Genomic DNA, 19,268 nt, shown 5'->3' with positions numbered 1-19,268 from the left:
GCGTGCGGACTCCCGCAAGCGCGCGCAGACAGGAGGCCCGGTACCAGCTGGTACCGGGCCTCCCGCGCGGTCTTCGCTCTGAGCGACGCGCCAGCGGCGCGCGGACCCAGCGCCGGGCGAGCCTGCGAGCCCGGTTGGATGTGTCTCTCCTACGTGAGGAGCGCGACCAGGTGCGATCGCGATCGCGCGCCGACCTTGCGGTAGATCTGCGTGAGCCGCAGTTCCACCGTGCGCTGCGACATGAACAGCGACGAGGCGATCTCGCGGTTGCGGTAGCCCTCGGTGACCTTCTGCACCACCGCACGCTCCTCGGCGGTCAGTGACGTGAGCACCGCCGACGCGTCGGGGGCGCTGCGCGGCGTCCCGGGGAACGCCGGCGAGAGCACCGGTGCGGACCGGATCGACGACGAGCCCGTGCCGAACTGCGGCATCGCCGCAGCCGGCGCCGGCGTCACGAGCGGTCGACGCAGGCCGGCCGCTTCGTACGCCGCCGCGGCCGCCGCGCCGAGACGCGGTCGTTCCGCCGGGTTGCCGACCGCGGCCAGCGCCGCGAACGTGCGAGCCCGCTCGTACTGCGAGTCGTGTGGCTGGAACAGTTCCAGCGCACGGCGACGGGCCGGCTCGCGGGTGGTGTCGTCGGCGACGAGCGCGAGGCTCCGCGCCAGCACCAGGGCACCCCAGCGCCCGGGCCGGGCGTGGTGGTCCGCCGCCAGGCGGGCCGTGATCGTCCGGGCGTCGTCGATCCGTCCGAGCCGCACGTACGCCTCGACCAGGTCGCCGAGGTGCCGGAGCACCGCGGGGTTCCGGAGCGACCGACCGATGGCGTCGGCTGCCTCGAGCGCGGTGGCTGCCTCGTCGAGGCGGCCGTCGAGCAGCAGGACCTTGCCGCGGAGCGCGTGCAGCTTCGCCGTCGCACCCCAGAGCCGACTCGTCGAACGGTGCTCGAGGCACCGGTCCACGACGTCGAGCGCCTCGGCGGAACGGCCCTCGGCGAAGTGCCGCCACGCGACGGCGATCGCCCGGGAGGGCTCACGCAACCGCTCGGCGACGGACGAACCGGACTCCCACACGTCGATCGCGCGGAGCGCCTGCCGGAAGTTGCCGGAGCGCACCTCGTTCTCGGCCGTCAGGTAGCGGGCCGCCTCGGTCCACACCGCCGCGGTCTCCGGCCCCCGGGCGAGCACGAGTGCGAACACCCGTCGCGCGCTCCGGTAGCGCTCGCCGATGCTCAGCGCGTGGGCGAGGAGCAGCAGGGCCGGGTCCGACATCGCCACGAGCTCCGACGTCGCGAGCCCGTCGTGCAGTTCGGTGTCCGGCGGCAGCACGCCGTCCACGGCGGCGATGAGCTCCCGCGCGGTCGTCGCGATCTCGAGGGTGTGCGCGGACGCCGACCCCTCGAGCGGTTCGATCCGGTGCAGCAGGTCCTTCGCCTGGTCGAGCTCCCACGCCTCGGCACGGAAGCACGCCACCATGGCCATCAGCCCGGCGACGGCGTCCACCTCGGCCGGGTCGGTCGCGTCGACGGGGACGAGCAGCTCGTCCGCGTGCACGGCGTCACCGCTGAGGTACTCGGCCGAGTACTGCAGCCGGAGCCGGCGGACCTCGTTCGGCGTCGTCCGGAACGGACGGAGCGCCGCGAGGTACCGCGCGGCGAAGCCGAGCATGCGCTTGCCGAGCATGGCCTCCGCGACCCCGAGGAGCGCGACGTGCTCGTCCTCGGTCCCGCCACCGATGTGCAGGGCACGTTCGGTCAGCGCGATCGCGGCGTGCACGTTGCCGTCCACGACGTACGACCGTGCAGCCTGGAGCAGTGCGACCACGTCGGGGACGTCGTCGACGAAGCTCCGGTGCCACGCGGCCGACCGCGGGTCGTTCTCCGCGCTCGCCGTGGCCAGCTCGGCGTGTGCCGCACGACGGTCACGGGCGGGCATCCGCCAGTAGAGCGCGGAACGCACGAGCGGGTGCCGGACGGTGACGCTCTGCCCGCGGACGGTCGCGAGACCGGCCCCGACCAGGTCGTCCAGCTCGTCCCGGTCCCACGCCGTGGTCTTCGCGACGGGCACCAGGGCGAGCTTCGCGAGGACGTCCAGATCGCGTCCCGCGGCGGGCCCGAGTGCGAGCGCCGCGATGGCCTCGGTCGTCGGAGTGGGTCGGAGCGGGAGCACGATCGGCTCCGCGCCGGTGAGCTGCTCCCGGGTGAGCACCGCGAGCTGTTCGCGGAGCGCGCCGGGGTTGCCACCGGTCTCCTCGGCGAGGACGGCGAGGACGCCGTCGTTCGCTTCGGCGGGTGCCATGGCCCGGGCGAGGATCAGTGCCTCGTCCGAGGGCAGCGGTTCGATCCGCAGGGTCGGCAGGGCCGCGAGCGGCCCGTCCGACGGCACCGAGCGGACCGTCGCCACGACACGCAGGGCGGTGCCCGCGAGTCGTCCGGCGAGGAACGCGATGAGTTCCTGGCTCTCCGAGTCCATCCGGTCGAGGTCGTCGATGAGGACGAGCGTCGGCGGGAGGGTCAGGGCGTGCACGGCGTCGAGGAAGTCGTGCGCCGCCGCCAGCCCGGCCGTCACGGCGGCCGCGGTCCCGCCGGCCTGCAGCAGGTGGGCGATGTGTGCGGTCGCTCGGGGGTCGTCGAGCGCGGTGAACAGGGAGGTCACCCCGGCCAGAGGCCAGCGGGATTCACTCCCGTTGACACCGACCCGGACGACGGGGAGGGAAACGCGGTTCGAGACCGCGTCGAGGACGCTGCTGCGTCCGGAACCAGGGTCGCCGACCACGACCATCGCGGACTCCCGTGGGAGCACTGCGAGGGTCGCGATCCGGTCGACCTCGAGACGTCGACCGGTGAGTGCCATGACTCACCGGCCTCCGGGTCCGGAGGCGGATGCTGCGAGGAGGGCGTCGGCGAACACGGGCGTCGCTGCGACGGGGCGCACGGAGGCGGACCGGACTGCTGCACGGCGGGTGACCGTGGCGGAGTGCGGACGAGCGGCGGCGACTGAGCGCGCGCCGGAACTGTCGTGGATTGGATGCGGTCGACGAGTGTGGGTGCACTCGGTTCCGCTCGGGAACGATGATGTCATCGTCTGTATCACCCCTCGGGTTAGGGTCTTCGGACGAACACGACCGGTCTGTTCCGCCGTCCGGATCTAGGGAATCCGAGAGCGTCACGTGACCTGCCGTCTGGAGCACGATAACTCAGGTACCGGCCCGCCGAGCGGACTCCGGCTCGCAGATGTCCAGAACGGTGCCCCCAGTACGGGGGGGCCACGAGGGGGGTGTGGCACCCGCCCTCTGCACCCCGATCCGGGTCCGCCTGACGGAACCGGGGTACAGCTCTGTCCGGACCTCGTTCGTCGTCGCAGGTGTAGCACGGACGGGATGTCCAACGCTGAACCGACCGACGCCCGCCTCGATGACCGCACCCGGTGGCGCGCCTTCGCCGTGTGCGTCGCGGTGGCGGCCCTGACGATCCTCGACCTGTCCAAGGTGAACGTCGGGCTGCCCTCGATCGAGCAGTCCCTCGGGGCCACCAGCTCGTCGCTCCAGCTCATCGTGGCGGGGTACGCGCTGGCGTTCGGCCTCGCCCTGGTGCCCGCGGGTCGGCTCGGGGACCTGAAGAGCCGGCGCGTCATGTTCATCGTGGGGCTCAGTGCGTTCACCGGATCGAGCCTGCTGTGCGCCGTCGCACCGAACATCGAGGTCCTGATCGTCACCCGGATCCTGCAGGGATTCGCCGCCGGGATCCAGATGCCCCAGGTCATCGGACTGGTGCAGCAGCTGTTCCGCGGACCGGAGCGGGGCCGCGCGTTCGGGCTGTTCGGGGCGATGATCGGCATCTCCACCGCCCTCGGGCCGACCATCGGCGGTGGCCTCATCGCGATCGGCGGCGAGGAGTCCGGCTGGCGGCTGCTGTTCTGGATGAACGTGCCCCTCGGGATCGCCGCACTGCTCTTCGCCGTCCGCCTGCTGCCGAAGGGTGCCCAGGGGAAAGCGCAGGACCGTGAACTGGACGTCGTCGGCATCCTGCTGCTCGGCGCGGCGATCATCACCCTGATGCTGCCGTTCGTGCTGACCAGCGGCGGTGGTGGTTCCGCGACCCGCTGGTTCTGGTTGGTCGGCTTCGCGGTGTTCCTCGTGCTGTTCGTGCTCTGGGAGCAGCGGTTCAAGCGGCAGGGCAAGTCGCCGGTCGTGCACTTCGAGCTGTTCCGGCTGTCGTCGTACCGCAACGGTCTGTCGATCGTGGCCGTCTACTTCGCGGCGCTGCCGGCGTCGTTCCTCATGGTCACGCTGTACCTGCAGGAGGGCCTCGGGCTCTCGCCCCTGTTCGCGGGCATGGTGAGCATCCCCTTCGCCGCGACGAGTGCCGTCGGCTCGTACATCGGCGGACGGATCGTCGACCGGGTCGGGCGGGCGCTGGTCGTCGCCGGGCTCGGGATGGTCGTCGTCGGCTTCCTGCTGCTCATGGTCGCCGCCGTCGCCACCCCGCCGGAAGTCACCCCGTGGGCGATGGCGGGCGCGTTCCTGGTGGGCGGGCTCGGTGGCGGGTTCGTGGTGTCGCCGAACCAGACCCTGACCCTGGCCGAGATCCCCGTCGAGCAGTCCGGGGTGGCGGGGTCGATGCAGCAGCTCGGCCAGCGCGTCGGCACGGCGATCGGCACCGCGGTCGCGACGAGCATCTTCTACGGGATCGTGCGGAGCGAAGCAGCGGGGTCGGGATCTGGCGGGTCCGGAAGCCGTCTTGACGCGTACCACGACGCGTTCCGCAGCGGCACGACGTTCACGGTGTCGCTGATGGCGCTCGCACTGGTGCTGGCCGGCGCGGACCTGGTGACGCGTCGGCGGGCGGCGCGGCGGTCGGACGGGGACTGCGAGCACGCTGGCGCGGCCGCGGGGTCCGAGCGCGCCGGGGCGAACGGATCCGCCGAGCGGACCGAGGCGCCGGGGTCCGCCGAGCGGGGCTGACCTGGCCGCCGACCGTGCCTAGGAGTCGCGGCGGATGACCTCGACGACGGCGTCGTGCACCAGGCCGTTCGAGGCGAGCGCGCTGCCGTGCCACGGCCCGGGATCGCCGTCGAGCGAGGTGAAGCGGCCGCCGGCCTCTTCGACGATGGGGACGAGGGCCGCGATGTCCCACGGCTTCAGGTCCGGTTCGCCGGCGACGTCGAGGACGCCCTCGGCCACCATCATGTACGACCACATGTCGCCGTAGGCCCGGGTGCGCCAGACCCGGCGCGACAGGTCGACGAGCGGCTCGAGGCGGTCGTCGTCGTCCCACTGCTGGATGCTGTTGTAGCTCAGGCTCACGTCGGCGAGCTCGGACACCCCGGAGACCCGGAGCGGTCCGTCCAGCGAGAACGCGCCGGAGCCCTCGGCCGCCCACCAGCGCTTGCCGAGGGCGGGAGCACTGACGACGCCGAGCACCGGGCGGCCGTCGACCGCGAGCGCGATGAGGGTCGCCCACACCGGCACGCCGCGCAGGTAGTTGGCGGTGCCGTCGATCGGGTCGACCACCCACTGGCGGTGCCCTTCGCTGACGGCCTCGGCCCCGGTGTCCGCCGTCGTCTCCTCGCCGAGGAACGCGTCGTCCGGTCGCTCGGCGGCGAGCCGCTCGCGCAGGGCCCGTTCGACGGCCTGGTCGGCGTCGGTGACGTGCGTGCTGTCGGCCTTCTTCGTCACGTGCAGGTCGGCGGCACGGAAGCGCTCGAGGCTGATCGCGTCGGCGGTGTCGGCGAGGGAGCGGGCGAAGTCCAGGTCGGCGCTGAGGTCCACGTCGCCCAACCTACCGTCGCTACGCGGCGACGACCTCTTCCTCCTCGAGCCGGGTGACCTCGCGCTCGCGGGCGATGCGGGTCCGGCGGGCGACGAGCCCGTGCACCACGACGCAGAGCAGGAGCGCGGCGGCCAGCCAGAGGGCGAGCACGAGCGACGACCGGCCGAGCGACGCGTCCGGGAAGTACTGCAGGTCCTGTGCGGCCTGCAGCCACGCGGCACCGCTCCAGAAGGTGTGCAGGGCGGCGAAGAACCCGGGCTGGAACGCCGGCTGGAAGATCCCGCCGGACGACGTGAAGTTCAGCATCACGAACAGCATCGTGAGGATCGGGGTGGTCCACCGTCCGAGCACGGGGTGCAGCCCGACGCCGAGTGCGACGATGATCGAGTCGTAGAGCCAGGCGAACAGGAACACCTGCCAGTGGTGGGTGGTGATGACGCCGTAGATCGGTCCGGCGACGATCACGCCGATGCCGGCGACGACCCCCGCGGTGGCGAGCCCGATGACCGCGGTCCACACGGCACGGAGCTTCGTCGCGACCGAGGCCACGGCGATCGCGGACGCGTACCCGCCGACGCTCAGGGCCACGAGCAGGAAGAACAGCCCCTGGCCGGTGGTGTCCTGGTCGCCCGTGGGCACGACGTCGACGACCCGGAACGGCACGTGCTGGTCGTAGGCGATCGGCAGGAACACCTTCTGCGCGGCGCTCGCGGTGGTCTCCGACGCGGCGGTCGAGACGTAGAGCGTGGCACCCGTCGCCGTCGGTGCGTACACGGCGGCGAGGTCGCGGTCGCGCACCTGCTGCTCGGCAGCCTTCGTCGATGCGACGACGTGGGCCACGAGGGCGCCGTCGGACTGGTCGGTCACGGTCTGGGCGAACACCTGGGTGGCCGCGCCCTGGCCGACGATGCCGACGGGCAGTTCCTGCGGGGCCGGAGCGTGGAAAGCACCGAGGTAGGCCAAGCCCATGCCGGCGGCCAGGAACAGCGGCACGAGGATGTGCGAGGCGAACGTCAGCAGCACACGACCGAGGCCGGCGGGGCGCAGGACGCTGTCGGACCGCTGCGGCTTCGGGGCTCGTGGGGACTTGTGGGTGGGGGAGTGGTGCGCGTGCGACGTCGTCGTCGTGCTCGGGGACGGGGCGTCGACAGCGGGGGTCGGCGCAAAGTTGTACTTTGCAACTTCAGACACGACCGCAACTGTACAACCCCGATGCGCGCTTGTCGACGTCGGCCCGGTGCCGAGGCATCGTCCCGTGCGAGTTTGCCCACTCCGTGCGAGGCCCACGAGCCCGCACGGAGTGCACAACGTCGCACCGTTCGTGCGCCCCTCGCACGGTGCGAGGTCTGCACGGTGCGAGGGGGCGCGGGAACCGGAGTGGTCACGACTCACCGCGCGCCGACGCTCGAGTGGTCACGAACTGTCGAGTGCCGCCTCGCCAGCCGACAGTTCGTGACCCCTCGACGCACACACCGCGGGGTGTCGTGACCAGCCGCCGCCCAGCCGCCGACCAGCGCCGGCCGGCGACGACAACCGCCGGCCAGCGCCCCCGGCGCGCTACTCGGAACCGGGGTCGGACGCGCCCATGCCGGTCAGCAGCGCCCGGAACGAGTCGAGCCGCTCGACGCCGGTCGGCCCGAGCTCCCCGTCCTGCACCCGGTCGACGATCTCCCAGTCGTGCGCCTGCGCCAACGGGATGCCGTCCCGCGCGGGCCGCACCGGCACGGCGTGCGACGCGAACGCCCGGAAGACGTTCGCGGGGTCGACGTGCCCCAGGCCGAACGACCGCACACCCGGCGTGTCGATGATCCACCCGCCGTCACGGACCTGCAGCGCGATCGACGACGACGACGTGTGCCGCCCCCGCCCGGTCACGGAGTTCACGACCCCGATCGCCCGCGTCGAGCCGGTCAGGGCGTTCACCAGGGTCGACTTGCCGACGCCGGAGTGCCCGACGGTCACGGTCACCTTGTCGTCCAGGAGCTCGTGCAGCGCCTCGAACGGGACGTCGTCCGATCGGCTCGTCACGATCCGCAGATCCAGGCACGCGAAGTGCGCCAGGAACGCAGCCGGGTCGGCGAGGTCGGTCTTCGTGATGCAGAGGATCGGGTCGAGGCCGGCGTCGAACGCGGCCACCAGGTACCGGTCGATCAGGCGGGTGCGCGGCTCGGGGTCGGCGGCGGCCACCACGATGAGCATCTGGTCGGCGTTCGCCACGATGACGCGCTCGACCTCGTCGGAGTCGTCGGCACTCCGTCGCAGCAGGGTGGTGCGCTCGGCGACCTTCACGATGCGCGCGAGCGACCCGGGGTCGCCCGAGACGTCCCCGACGAGCGACACGTGGTCGCCCGTGACGACGGACTTCTTGCCGAGCTCGCGAGCCTTCGTCGCGGTGATGACGTGGTCGTCGATCAGCACGCCGAACCGCCCGCGGTCGACGTTCGTCACCCAGCCGACGGGGGCGTCGTCGTACGTCGGACGGGTCTTCGTGCGCGGTCGGTTGCCCTTCGGGTTCGGACGCACCCGGACGCTCGACTCGTCGTACTGCCCGTACGGCTCGTCCGCGTCGGAGTCGTCACCGTCGACGTCGTCCCACCAGCTCATGCGTCAGTCCCCACTCACCCGTGCAGCGGTCACCGAGGACGCCACGAGCGCCGCCCACAGCTCCGGGAACTGCGGCAGCGTCTTCGCGGTCGACCCGATGTCGTCGACGGCGACGCCGTCGACGACGAGGCCCACGATCGCCCCCGCGGTCGCCATCCGGTGGTCGTCGTACGCGCCCCAGGCGCTGCCGTGGAGCGGCGCCGGCTCGATCCGCAGGCCGTCGTCGAGTTCGTGCACCGCGCCTCCAGACCGGTTGAGGTCCGCCGCCAGCGCGGCCAGGCGGTCCGTCTCGTGCCCCCGCAGGTGGCCGATGCCGGTGATCTCGCTCGGGCCGTCCGCCAGCGCGGCCAGCGCGACGAGCGCCGGGGCGAGTTCGCCGCCGCGGCTCAGGTCGAGTTCGAGACCCGGCAAGGAGGCCCCACCCCGGATCCCGACGCCGCCGTCGACGACCAGGTCGTCACCGTCACGGGCCACGCTCGCCCCCCACAGGGGCAGGAGCGTCTCGAGGTCGGCGCCGACCTGCGTCGTCTCGGTGGGCCAGGTGCGGATGCGCACCGTGCCGCCGGCGACGAGCGCGGCGACCGCGAACGGCGCGGCGTTCGACAGGTCGGGCTCGATCGTGACGTCACGCGCGCCGATCGGGCCGGGGTGCACGACCCACTCGCCGACCGACGGCTCGTCGACGCGGACGCCGCGGGCACGGAGCGCCGCGACGGTCATCTCGATGTGCGGCATGCTCGGCAGGCGTTCGCCGACGTGGGTGAGGTGCAGGCCCTCGTCGAAGCGGGGGGCCGACAGCAGCAGGCCGGAGACGAACTGCGAGGACGCCGACGCGTCGATCGTCAGGGCGCCGCCGCGGACCGAGCCGGTGCCGGTGAACGAGAACGGCATCGAACCGCCGCCGTCGTCCGTGACGTCCACACCGAGGTCCACCAGTCCCTGCACGATGGCGTGCATCGGCCGCTTGCGGGCGTAGGGGTCGCCGTCGACCGTGACGGGCCCGACGGCCAGGGCGGCGAGCGGCGGCAGGAAGCGCATCACGGTGCCGGCCAGCCCGCAGTCCAGGCGGACTTCGCCGTGCATCGGGGCGGGCGTGATCCGGAGGTCCGGGCCGTAGGGGTTCGGGGCGGTGCCGGCCGCCGGCTCGAGCTCCTCGATGCCGACGCCGAGCGCACGGAGGCCCGCGATCATCAGTGCCGAGTCGCGGGAGTGCAGCGGGAGCCGGATCGTCGAGGGGCCGTCGGCGAGGGCCGCGAGCACGAGCTCCCGGTTCGTCAGCGACTTCGACCCGGGCAGCGCGACATCGCCGCGCAGCGGACCCCCTGCGACCGGGGCGATCCAGGGGTCGGCGGGCTGGGCCCCGCTGTGGGAATGCGTCGTGTCTGCCATCGGTTCACCAGGGTACTGAACGCACCGGGAGGATCAGTGGCGACAGCAACACTCGCACGAGAGCGGACCGGCACGGCGACCGTGCTGACCGCGGTGCCGACGACGCTCGGCACGCTCGGCCTAGACTTGGCGGCGATGACGACCGACGAACCGCAGGCAGCTCCGCACCACCTGGTCGACGAGACCGAGGTGCAGCTCGACGCCGTCGAAGAGGAGCACGAAGCCCTCGACGACGCCGCAGACGAGCCGGTCGACGCGAAGACCGTCTCCGAGGCGGAGCTGCGGTCCCTCTTCGAGGACCAGGCCCTGCCCTTCATGGACCAGCTCTACGGTGCGGCCATGCGGATGACCCGCAACCCGGCCGACGCGTCGGACCTGGTGCAGGAGACGTTCGTCAAGGCCTTCGCCGCGTTCCGCCAGTTCAAGCAGGGCACGAACCTGAAGGCCTGGCTGTACCGGATCCTCACGAACACGTTCATCAACACGTACCGCAAGAACCAGCGGAACCCGTACCAGGGCACCATCGACGAGCTCGAGGACTGGCAGCTCGGCGGCGCGGAGAGCGTCACCCAGTCGATCTCCGCCCGGTCCGCCGAGGCCGACGCGATCGACCACCTGCCGTCCTCCGCCGTGAAGGACGCCCTGCAGGCCATCCCGGAGGACTTCCGGATGGCCGTGTACTTCGCCGATGTCGAAGGCTTCTCGTACCAGGAGATCGCCGACATCATGAAGACCCCCGTGGGGACGGTCATGAGCCGCCTCCACCGTGGCCGCCGGCTCCTCCGTGGGCTCCTGGCGGACCACGCCCGTGAGACCGGCATCGTCCCGGACGCAGCGTCGACGGCGACGATGCGTGGACGGGGACGAGGCGCGGCACAGACGACGAAGGCAACCGCGACCACGGGTCGCACCGGACGGAAGGACGCACGATGAGCGGCTGCGACTGCTCGAAGGCGAAGGCCGAGCTCGAGGAGTTCCTGCACGACGAGCTCCGCCACGAGGACGCCGCGGACATCCGCGAGCACATGGACGGCTGCGAGGACTGCCAGACCGAGCACCGCGTCGGCGTCGTGCTCATGGAGACCGTCCGTCGCGCCTGCAAGGAGACCGCTCCCGACCAGCTGCGCAGCGAGATCCTCGCGCGCATCCGTGTGGAGCAGGCGACGCACTGACGGCTCGGCCGGGCTCGTGCCCGTCCTGGCTTCCGGCTTCTGGCCGGAGTTCGGCCTGGTCTGGCGTCAGCGTCCTGCCTGGAACGCCCGGGTGATCGCGGCCGCGTCGAGGACACGGTCGTGCACCCGGACCGTGTCCACGTCGCCCGTGTAGACGTAGTCCCCGGCGTTCGGCCAACCGGCCAGTGTCTGGCGTCCGGCGCGCCAGTGTCCCGAGTACTGCCGCAGGGTGACGGCGTCGGACCGGGTGCCCTGCAGCTGGCCGTCGATCCAGAACGCCATCGATCGCGACTGGAAGGTCGCGACGGCGTGGTGCCATTCACCGTCGGTGACCGTCGACGTCGATCCCAGCGTGAACTTGAACTGGGACCCGGAGCCCTCGACGCCGAAGCGCAGGACTCCGTCGGCACCGATGTACAGGTGTCGGTCGCGGTACTGCGACGCCGCGGAGCGGTCAGACCCGAACCCGAAGACCCGCCCGCCGTCGGTGTCCCGGGTGCGGAACCAGACCTCGATCGTGAAGGCGTTGGGCGCGTCGACCGCCGTGTCCGTGACCGCCCACCCTTCGGCCCCGTCCTCGGCCCAGAAGGTCGCGTACGGGTTCGTGGCGCAGTCGGCGTCGACCCGGGCAGCGGCGGGCGTGAAGGCACCGTCGGCCCCGGACCCGCTCGAGTCGACGACCTGCGGACCGTTCTTCTCGGCGAAGTCCCACGCGAGTGACGTGCCCGGCGCCGGCTGGTGGAAGCACCCGAAGCCGCCGGTGCCGAGCGCCGAGGCGGTCCCGGTCGAGCCGCTGAACCCGGCGCCCGCGCCAGCGCCGGCTCCAGCGAGCAGGGTGAGGGTGATGGCCAGTGCCGTGAACACCGCGACCGGCGCGGTGGTCGACGTCGGGGTGGTGACGGTCGCGGTCCGGGGCTCCGCGACCACGGGCGAGTGGAGGTCACGGCGAGGCGTGCCGCAGGTGCGGCAGGGGCGACCGGCGACGATGTCCCGATCAGCACGCCCGGCGACGACGAGCACGGCGGTGACGACGCCGGCCAGCAGCAGGGAGGTCCAGTCGCCCGCGCGGATCCAGACGCCCGGCAGCCCGATCCACGGGAACCGCAGCACCCCGACTCCGAGGACCGCCGCGGGTTCGACGGCCGTGCGGTCGGCCGTCGGGTTCGCGTCCCCGCGCAGACGCAGGCCCCCGTCCGGTTCGATGCGCTCGAGTCGGTGCAGACGGAGTCGATCCCGGTGGTCGGGGTCCTCGACGAGCAGCACCCGTCCGGCCTCGAGGTCATCGCGTTCGACGGGCATCGCGGCGACGACGTCCCCGGTCCGGATGCCGGGGGCCATCGAGTCGGAGACGACCGTCGTGACGTGCCACCCGAACGCCGCGGGGAGCGACGCCCACAGCGCGAGCAGCAGCACCGACCAGAGGGCCGTCCGCGCCGAGACCGCGAGGAGCAGCCGGGGCAGGTCGCCGACGCAGCGGACGTGACGGCGGGTGGCGACGTTCGGCATCGGCTGCTCCTCGGGTCGGACGGGTCGGGTGGGTCGGGTGGGTCGGGTGGGACGGATCGGTACGGGGACGGGGATCAGTCGGTCTGCGCTTCCCACACGAACGTGGTGCCGGCCTCGGACGACTGCACGTTGTTGGGTGCCCCCTCGCTCAGGTCGTAGCTGAAGCGGTAGGTCGTGCTTGCCGTGCCCGTCGCCGGCTTCCACGCGTCGACGCCGGTGCCGAAGGACTCGGACGCCATGAGGTCGGCGAGCGTCCCGTCGTGCACGGTCGTCCCCGTGGTGAAGGTGCTGCAGTCCCCGGCGGTACCCAGGGCGCCGCGCTCGACCTTCATGCCGACGTACTGCGCCAGTTCGTCGGCGTCGGCTGCGTCTGCGGCGTAGAGCTTCACGGTCGAGGCATTGGTGGTGTTCGCCGTCACCGTGATGCAGTTCGAGCCCGCGGACCCGGGCACCAGGTCGTCGACGTCGAACATCGCGACGCCCTGGTCGTCGTCGGTGAGGGAGACGGCCCCGGTGTGCCAGCTGTTCGCGGCGTTGTCGGTGCTGCTCGAGAAGGCGGCGTACGAGGCCGTGGCGATGAGTGCGCCGCTGGCGACGACGGCGAGGGGGAAGGCGATCCAGGCGGCGGTGCGGCCGTGGCGGGAGGTGATGTGCATGGCTGTCCTGTCGGTCGGTTCACCCGGCGGGTGATATGACAACAGCGTATATTAATATCAGTTGTTATGGAACCCCGTCGCAACACGACCGACGGCCCGGGTAGGTTGGCCGACATGACCCTCTCCGTCGAGTCGACCACCACCTGGTCCGACACGGACGTCGCCGACGTCGCCGCCCTCGTCCGCCTGCTCGGTCACGACGTCGACGACGCGTCGATGCGCGCCCGCCTCGACCGGCTCACCCCCGAAGCCGGGCACCGCACCTGGGTGGTCCGTGGTGACGACGGCCGGGTCGTCGCGGTCGCCGGCGCGCAGGTCACGTGGGCGTACGCCAGCGACGAGCCGACGGCGCAGCTGCTGCTGCTGGTCGTCGACGACACGGCCAGGAGGCTCGGCACCGGTTCGGCGCTCATCGGCACGTTCGAAGCATGGGCGGTCGAGCAGGGCGCGCGTCGCCTCAGCGCCGTCAGCGCGGCCGCGACGGACAGCGCGCACCGGTTCTACCAGAAGCGCGGGTACCACGACGCCGGGGTGCGGTACACGAAGATCGCGTAGCGTCGCTTTCCTGGCGAACGTCGAAGCGCCCCGTGCAGGAGTCCCTCGGACTCCCGCACGGGGCGCTTCCCCGTGACTAGGCCGACGCGCTCAGTGCCGTGTCGATGACGTCGGCGGCCTCCTGCGCGGAGCGCTTCGAGGACCCCGTGGCCGGGGCGGCACTCGCCGAGCGGGCCGCGACGGACAACGGGCGACCGCCCAGGTGCGGCGACAGGTTCATGCAGACGAACGGCCAGGCGCCCTGGTTCTCCGGCTCCTCCTGCGCCCACACGACGTCGGCGTCCGGGTAGCCCGCCAGGACCTCGAGGATGCGGTCGAGGGGGAGCGGGGCGAGCTGCTCGAGGCGGACGAGTGCGACGTCGGTGATGCCGCGCTTGTCGACCTCGGCACGCAGGTCGTGGTGCACCTTGCCGGAGTGCAGCACGACGCGGCGCACGGCGCTCTTGTCGGTGATCCGCGCGTCGTCCAGCACGGGCTCGAACGTTCCGGTCGTGAAGTCCTCGACCGCGCTCGTCGCCTGGCGGAGCCGGAGCATCGCCTTCGGGGAGAACACGACGAGCGGCTTCTGCGGACGGGCCCAGGCCTGTCGGCGGAGCAGGTGGAAGTACGACGCCGGGGTCGACGGGCGCGCGACGATCATGTTGTCCTCGGCGCACAGCTGCAGGTAGCGCTCGATGCGTGCCGACGAGTGGTCCGGCCCCTGGCCCTCGTACCCGTGCGGCAGCAGCAGCACGAGGCCGGAGCGCTGCCCCCACTTCTGCTCGGCGGACGAGATGAACTCGTCGATGACGATCTGGGCGCCGTTCGCGAAGTCGCCGAACTGCGCCTCCCAGAGCACGAGGGACTCGGGTCGTTCCACCGAGTAGCCGTACTCGAAGGCCATCGCCGCGTACTCGCTCAGCAGCGAGTCGTACACGTAGAACCGGGCCTGGTCCTCGGTGAGGTTCGACAGCGGCAGCCATTCCTGGCCGTTCACCCGGTCGTGGAACACCGACTGGCGCTGGACGAACGTGCCGCGGCGGGCGTCCTGTCCGGCGAGGCGGACGGGCTTGCCCTCGACCAGGATCGAGCCGATCGCCATGAGCTCGGCCATCGCCCAGTCGATGCCGCCGTTGCGCGTCATCTCGGTGCGCTTGGTCAGCAGCTGCTGCAGCTTCGGGTGGATCGAGAACCCTGCGGGCGGGTTGCTGTGCGCGTCGCCGATCGCCCGGACGAGTTCTTCGGACACGGCGGTCTCGTGCACCTCGACCTCGGAGTCATCGCGCTGCGCGGCCGGGCGTTCGAGCCCCTGCACCGCACCGTCGTCGTCGACCTCGATGACCGGGATGGTGCCGGTCTGTGCCTCGTGCGTCTCGGCGAAAGCACGTTCCAGTCGGTCCTGGAAGTCGCGGTGCGCCTCGTCGTACTCCTCTTGCGTGATGTCACCGCGGCCGACGAGGGCCTCGGTGTACAGCGTGCGGACGGAGCGCTTCGCCTCGATGAGGTTGTACATCAGCGGCTGCGTCATCGAGGGGTCGTCGCCCTCGTTGTGCCCACGGCGGCGGTAGCAGATCAGGTCGATCACGACGTCGCGGTGGAACTCCTCGCGGTACGCGAAGGCGAGTTCGGCGACGCGGGCGACGGCCTCGGGGTCGTCGCCGTTCACGTGGAAGATCGGTGCCTGGATCGTCTTCGCGACGTCGGTGGAGTACACCGAGCTGCGTGCCGACTCGGGCGGGGTGGTGAACCCGACCTGGTTGTTGATGACGAGGTGGACCGTGCCGCCGGTGCGGTAGCCGCGGAGCTGCGACATCTGCAGCGTCTCGACGACCACGCCCTGGCCGGCCATCGCCGCGTCGCCGTGCACGAGCACGGGGAGCACGCCGAAGCTGCCGGGTGCCTCGCGGTCCTGCTTGGCGCGGACGATGCCCTCGAGTACGCCGTCGACGGCTTCGAGGTGGGACGGGTTCGCGGCGATCGTCACCGGGATGCTCGAGCCGTCGGACGTGCGGAACACGCCCTCGGTGCCGACGTGGTACTTCACGTCGCCGGAGCCCTGACCGGACACCGTGCCCGGCAGCGAGGACCCCTCGAACTCACGGAAGATCTGCCCGTAGGTCTTGCCGGCGATGTTCGTCAGGACGTTCAGGCGGCCACGGTGGGCCATGCCGATCGCGACCTCGGCCAGTCCGGCTCCGGCGGCGTGCTGGATCAGGGTGTCGAGGAAGGCGATGGTGGACTCGCCGCCCTCGAGCGAGAAGCGCTTCTGGCCGACGTACTTGGTCTGCAGGAAGGTCTCGAACGCCTCGGCCTCGTTGAGCTTGCCGAGGACGCGGAGCTGCTCTTCCTTCGAGGGCTTCGAGTACGGCACCTCGATGCGCTCCTGCACCCAGCGACGCTGTTCCGGGTCCTGGATGTGCATGTACTCGATGCCGACCGTGCGGCAGTAGGCGTCGCGCAGGATCCCGAGGACGTCGCGCAGCGGTGCCGAGGTGGTGCCGGCGAGCCCACCGGTGACGAACTCGCGGTCGAGGTCCCAGAAGGTCAGCCCGTGGCTCTCGATCTCGAGGTCGGGGTGCGTTCGCTGGCGGTACTCGAGCGGGTCGATGTCGGCCATCAGGTGCCCACGGACGCGGAAGCTGTTGATGAGCTCCTGCACACGCGCGGTCTTGTTCACCCGGTGCGCCAGGTCGACGTTGATGTCGTTCGCCCACTGGATCGGCTTGTAGGGGATCCGGAGCGCGGCGAAGATGCCGTCGTAGAAGCCGTGCTCGCCGATGAGGCGCTCGTGCACGTGCTTGAGGTACTCACCCGAACCGGCGCCCTGGATGACGCGGTGGTCGTAGGTGCTCGTCAGGGTGATGGTCTTGCCGATGCCGAGCTCGACGAGGGTCTTCGACGCCGAGCCCTGGAACTGCGCCGGGTACTCGAGGGCACCGGCGCCGATGATCGAGCCCTGCCCCTTCGTCAGACGCGGGACCGAGTGCACGGTGCCGATGCCGCCCGGGTTGGTGAGCGAGATCGTCGTGCCCTGGAAGTCCGCCGGGGTGAGCTTGTTGTCACGGGCACGCTTGACGAGGTCCTCGTAGGCGGACAGGAACTGGCCGAACGTGAGGGTCTCCGCGCGCTTGATGCTCGGCACCAGGAGCGAGCGGGTGCCGTCCTTCTTCGGGACGTCGATCGCGATGCCGAGGTTCACGTGCGCCGGGGCGACGACGAACGGCTTGCCGTCGCGCTCCTCGTAGAAGACGTTCTGGCTCGGGAAGTCCTTGAGCGCCTGCACCATCGCCCACCCGATCAGGTGCGTGAAGGAGATCTTGCCGCCGCGGGCGCGTCGCAGGTGGTTGTTGATGACGATCCGGTTGTCGATCATCAGCTTCGCCGGGATGGTCCGGACGCTCGTGGCGGTCGGGACCGTCAGTGAGGCGTCCATGTTCGACGCCAGCGTCTTGGCCATGCCCCGGAGCGGGGTCGCCACGTCCTCGTGGGTCTCCTCGTGGTCGTCGGCGGCGTCGTTCGCCTCGGCCGGGATCGGCTGCGGTGCCGGCTGACGCGAGGTGGTCTTCGCCTGGATCGGGCCCGACTTCGCCTCGCCCGGGGTGTCCCCGGTGGCCGGCTGCTGTGTCGACGACTGCTGCTGGGCCGGTGGCTGCTGTGCCGGCGCCTGCTGCGCGGGGGAGCCCGCCGGAGCCGGAGCGTCACCGACCTGCGTGCGGTGGTAGCTCTCGAGGACCGGCCACCAGGACTTGTCGACCGACTCCTTGTCCGCGACGAACTGCTCGTAGAGCTCGTCGACGAGCCACTCGTTCGCCCCGAATTCGCCCGCGGTCTCGTCCGTTCCGGTCAGATGGCTCGACACAGCCGATCGCCCACTCTCCGTCGATAGATGCTCGTGTGTGTCGTGCGGAGCAACCCTGCGCCGCACAGGTGCCAAGCCTAGCCGCTCCGACATGTCCGTTCCGTGTCAGCCGCGGCGCGAGTCGGCAGCCCCCGAGCACCCGGTCGGGGCCCTGACGGGAGCCGTACAGTGGAGCGCATGAGGTTCTACGAGACGCGGCCGACGCACGACCTGACCTACTCCGACGTCTTCCTCGTCCCGAGCCGTTCCGGCGTGACGAGCCGCTTCGACGTCGACCTCGCGGCGAACGACGGCAGCGGTGCCACGATCCCGATCGTCAGCGCCAACATGAACTCCGTCACGGGCCCCCGGCTCGCCGCCACCCTGGCCCGCCGCGGTGGTCTGGGCGTGCTGCCGCAGGACATGCACCTGCAGGACCTCGACGCCGCGATCCGCTGGGTGAAGGACCAGCCGGTCGACTTCGACACCGCCTACGACATGGGTGCGCAGACCACCGTCGCCGAGGCACTCGAACAGCTCCTGCCGGTGGCCGGCCGCGGTGTGGTCGTCCGTGACGCCGACGGGGAGTACCTGGGCTGTGTGCCCGCGACCCGCCTCGGCACCGCCGGCCCCGACGCCGTCCTCGGTGATCTGCTGCACGGCGCCTCGACCGCGATCGACGCCGAGGACGCCGGCACGCCCCGCCACGTGTACGACGTGCTCGCGGCCGCCGAGGTCGACTTCGCGCCGGTGATGCGGCACGGCCGGGTCGTCGGCACCACGAGCCAGACGAGCGCGATCCGCTCCGACATCTACACGCCCGCCGTCGACGGTTCCGGCCGGCTCCGGGTCGCCGCCGCGCTCGGCATCAACGGCGACGTCGCCGCCAAGGCCAAGGCGCTGGCCGCCGCGGGCGTGGACGTCCTGGTCCTCGACACCGCGCACGGCCACCAGGACGGCATGCTCCGCGCACTCCGCACGGTCGCGTCGCTGCAGCTCGGCATCCCGCTCGTCGCCGGCAACGTCGTCACCGCCGACGCCGTCGCGCACCTGGTCGGGGCCGGAGCGGACATCATCAAGGTCGGCGTCGGCCCTGGTGCCATGTGCACCACCCGCATGATGACGGCCGTCGGTCGTCCGCAGTTCTCCGCCGTGCTCGAGACCGCCGCGGCGGCCCGCTCGCTCGGCGCACACGTCTGGGCGGACGGCGGGGTGCGCTACCCGCGCGACGTCGCCCTCGCGCTGGCAGCCGGGGCGTCCGCCGTCATGATCGGCTCGTGGTTCGCCGGCACGCTCGAGGCCCCCGGCGTGCTGCGTCGTGACGCCGCCGGCAAGGCGTACAAGGAGAGCTGGGGCATGGCCTCGGCCAAGGCCGTGCGTGAGCGGTTCGAGCGGCTCGACCCGTACGAGCGGGCGCGCAAGGCGCTCTTCGCCGAGGGGATCTCGTCGTCGACGATCTACCTCGACCCGGAGCGCCCGAGCGTGGAAGACCTGCTCGACATGATCACCACCGGCGTCCGCAGCTCCGCCACCTACGCGGGCGCGTCCTCCCTCGCCGAGTTCTCCGAGCGTGCGCTGGTCGGCATCCAGTCCGCCGCCGGCTACGAGGAGGGCAAGCCCCTGCCCGTCAGCTGGTAGCGCGCGCCGGACTTTCGCGCTGAGCGACAGCTCACGGGCGGCGCAGCGCGTGACGTGTCGCTGAGCGCGAAACGCACGCCGACGCCGTGGACACGCGACCACACGGCGGACGGGAGGCCCGTGGCGGTCTCGCCACGGGCCTCCCGTCCGTCTGCCGGTGCGTC

13 protein-coding genes are annotated in these 19,268 nt (G+C 71.7%); 5 read left to right on the top strand and 8 right to left on the bottom strand.

Translation table 11 applies throughout. The features are described 5' to 3' along the window. Positions 1-149 precede the first annotated feature (149 nt). A complete protein-coding gene (locus tag BIU91_RS16710; protein WP_071406355.1) occupies positions 150-2,849 on the bottom strand; it encodes a LuxR family transcriptional regulator in 2,700 nt (899 codons plus the stop codon). A 526-nt stretch (positions 2,850-3,375) separates the two neighbouring features. Here BIU91_RS16710 and BIU91_RS16705 point away from each other — a divergent pair. After that, complete coding sequence (locus BIU91_RS16705; protein ID WP_253183791.1) at positions 3,376-4,959, top strand: MFS transporter; 1,584 nt, start codon at positions 3,376-3,378, stop codon at positions 4,957-4,959. Positions 4,960-4,977: 18 nt separating this feature from the next. On the opposite strand, the gene BIU91_RS16700 is transcribed toward BIU91_RS16705, so the two are convergent. The 4 genes from BIU91_RS16700 to aroA form a co-directional block, all read right to left on the bottom strand. Beyond that, positions 4,978-5,766 carry an inositol monophosphatase family protein gene (locus BIU91_RS16700; RefSeq protein ID WP_084741405.1) on the bottom strand — a complete coding sequence of 263 codons (789 nt, stop codon included), beginning with the start codon at positions 5,764-5,766 and terminating at the stop codon, positions 4,978-4,980. 19 nt (positions 5,767-5,785) lie between these two features. Continuing rightward, positions 5,786-6,958 carry a hypothetical protein gene (locus BIU91_RS16695; RefSeq protein WP_139196506.1) on the bottom strand — a complete coding sequence of 391 codons (1,173 nt, stop codon included), beginning with the start codon at positions 6,956-6,958 and terminating at the stop codon, positions 5,786-5,788. A 366-nt stretch (positions 6,959-7,324) separates the two neighbouring features. After that, positions 7,325-8,371, bottom strand: a complete 1,047-nt coding sequence (rsgA, locus tag BIU91_RS16690) for a ribosome small subunit-dependent GTPase A (protein WP_071406353.1) — start codon at positions 8,369-8,371, stop codon at positions 7,325-7,327. A 3-nt stretch (positions 8,372-8,374) separates the two neighbouring features. After that, entirely contained in the window at positions 8,375-9,760 is a 1,386-nt protein-coding gene (aroA, locus tag BIU91_RS16685; RefSeq protein WP_071406352.1) for a 3-phosphoshikimate 1-carboxyvinyltransferase, read from the bottom strand. Between the two features lie 81 nt (positions 9,761-9,841). Here aroA and BIU91_RS16680 point away from each other — a divergent pair, with 81 nt between their 5' ends. Both BIU91_RS16680 and BIU91_RS16675 read left to right on the top strand, forming a co-directional pair. Further along, positions 9,842-10,693, top strand: a complete 852-nt coding sequence (locus tag BIU91_RS16680; RefSeq protein WP_071406447.1) for a sigma-70 family RNA polymerase sigma factor — start codon at positions 9,842-9,844, stop codon at positions 10,691-10,693. Beyond that, positions 10,690-10,932, top strand: a complete 243-nt coding sequence (locus BIU91_RS16675) for a zf-HC2 domain-containing protein (RefSeq protein WP_027465838.1) — start codon at positions 10,690-10,692, stop codon at positions 10,930-10,932. Before BIU91_RS16680 ends, BIU91_RS16675 begins: the two co-directional genes overlap by 4 nt. Positions 10,933-10,998: 66 nt before the next feature. Here the strand turns inward: BIU91_RS16675 and BIU91_RS16670 are convergent, their stop codons facing one another. Together BIU91_RS16670 and BIU91_RS16665 are read right to left on the bottom strand one after the other, a co-directional pair. Continuing rightward, the gene (locus BIU91_RS16670) at positions 10,999-12,438 is read right to left on the bottom strand and encodes a LamG-like jellyroll fold domain-containing protein (RefSeq protein ID WP_071406351.1); all 1,440 of its coding nucleotides are present in this window, start codon (positions 12,436-12,438) and stop codon (positions 10,999-11,001) included. Between the two features lie 74 nt (positions 12,439-12,512). Next, entirely contained in the window at positions 12,513-13,094 is a 582-nt protein-coding gene (locus tag BIU91_RS16665) for a hypothetical protein (RefSeq protein ID WP_071406350.1), read from the bottom strand. 114 nt (positions 13,095-13,208) lie between these two features. Here BIU91_RS16665 and BIU91_RS16660 point away from each other — a divergent pair, with 114 nt between their 5' ends. Further along, positions 13,209-13,649: a GNAT family N-acetyltransferase gene (locus BIU91_RS16660; RefSeq protein ID WP_027465835.1), complete on the top strand. Its 441-nt coding sequence runs from the start codon at positions 13,209-13,211 to the stop codon at positions 13,647-13,649. A gap of 76 nt (positions 13,650-13,725) precedes the next feature. Here BIU91_RS16660 and BIU91_RS16655 read toward each other — a convergent pair whose 3' ends face one another. Then, entirely contained in the window at positions 13,726-17,487 is a 3,762-nt protein-coding gene (locus BIU91_RS16655) for a multifunctional oxoglutarate decarboxylase/oxoglutarate dehydrogenase thiamine pyrophosphate-binding subunit/dihydrolipoyllysine-residue succinyltransferase subunit (RefSeq protein WP_171907869.1), read from the bottom strand. A gap of 177 nt (positions 17,488-17,664) precedes the next feature. On the opposite strand from BIU91_RS16655, the gene BIU91_RS16650 reads away from it, so the two are divergent. Continuing rightward, positions 17,665-19,104, top strand: a complete 1,440-nt coding sequence (locus BIU91_RS16650; protein WP_071406349.1) for a GuaB1 family IMP dehydrogenase-related protein — start codon at positions 17,665-17,667, stop codon at positions 19,102-19,104. The last annotated feature ends 164 nt before the right edge of the window (positions 19,105-19,268 follow it).

Origin of the sequence: Curtobacterium sp. MMLR14_002, from assembly GCF_001864975.1 — a bacterium.
Taxonomy (GTDB): Bacteria; Actinomycetota; Actinomycetes; order Actinomycetales; family Microbacteriaceae; genus Curtobacterium; species Curtobacterium flaccumfaciens.
Note: the sequence above shows the minus strand (reverse complement) of the source record. Positions and strands in the feature narration are given on the sequence as shown.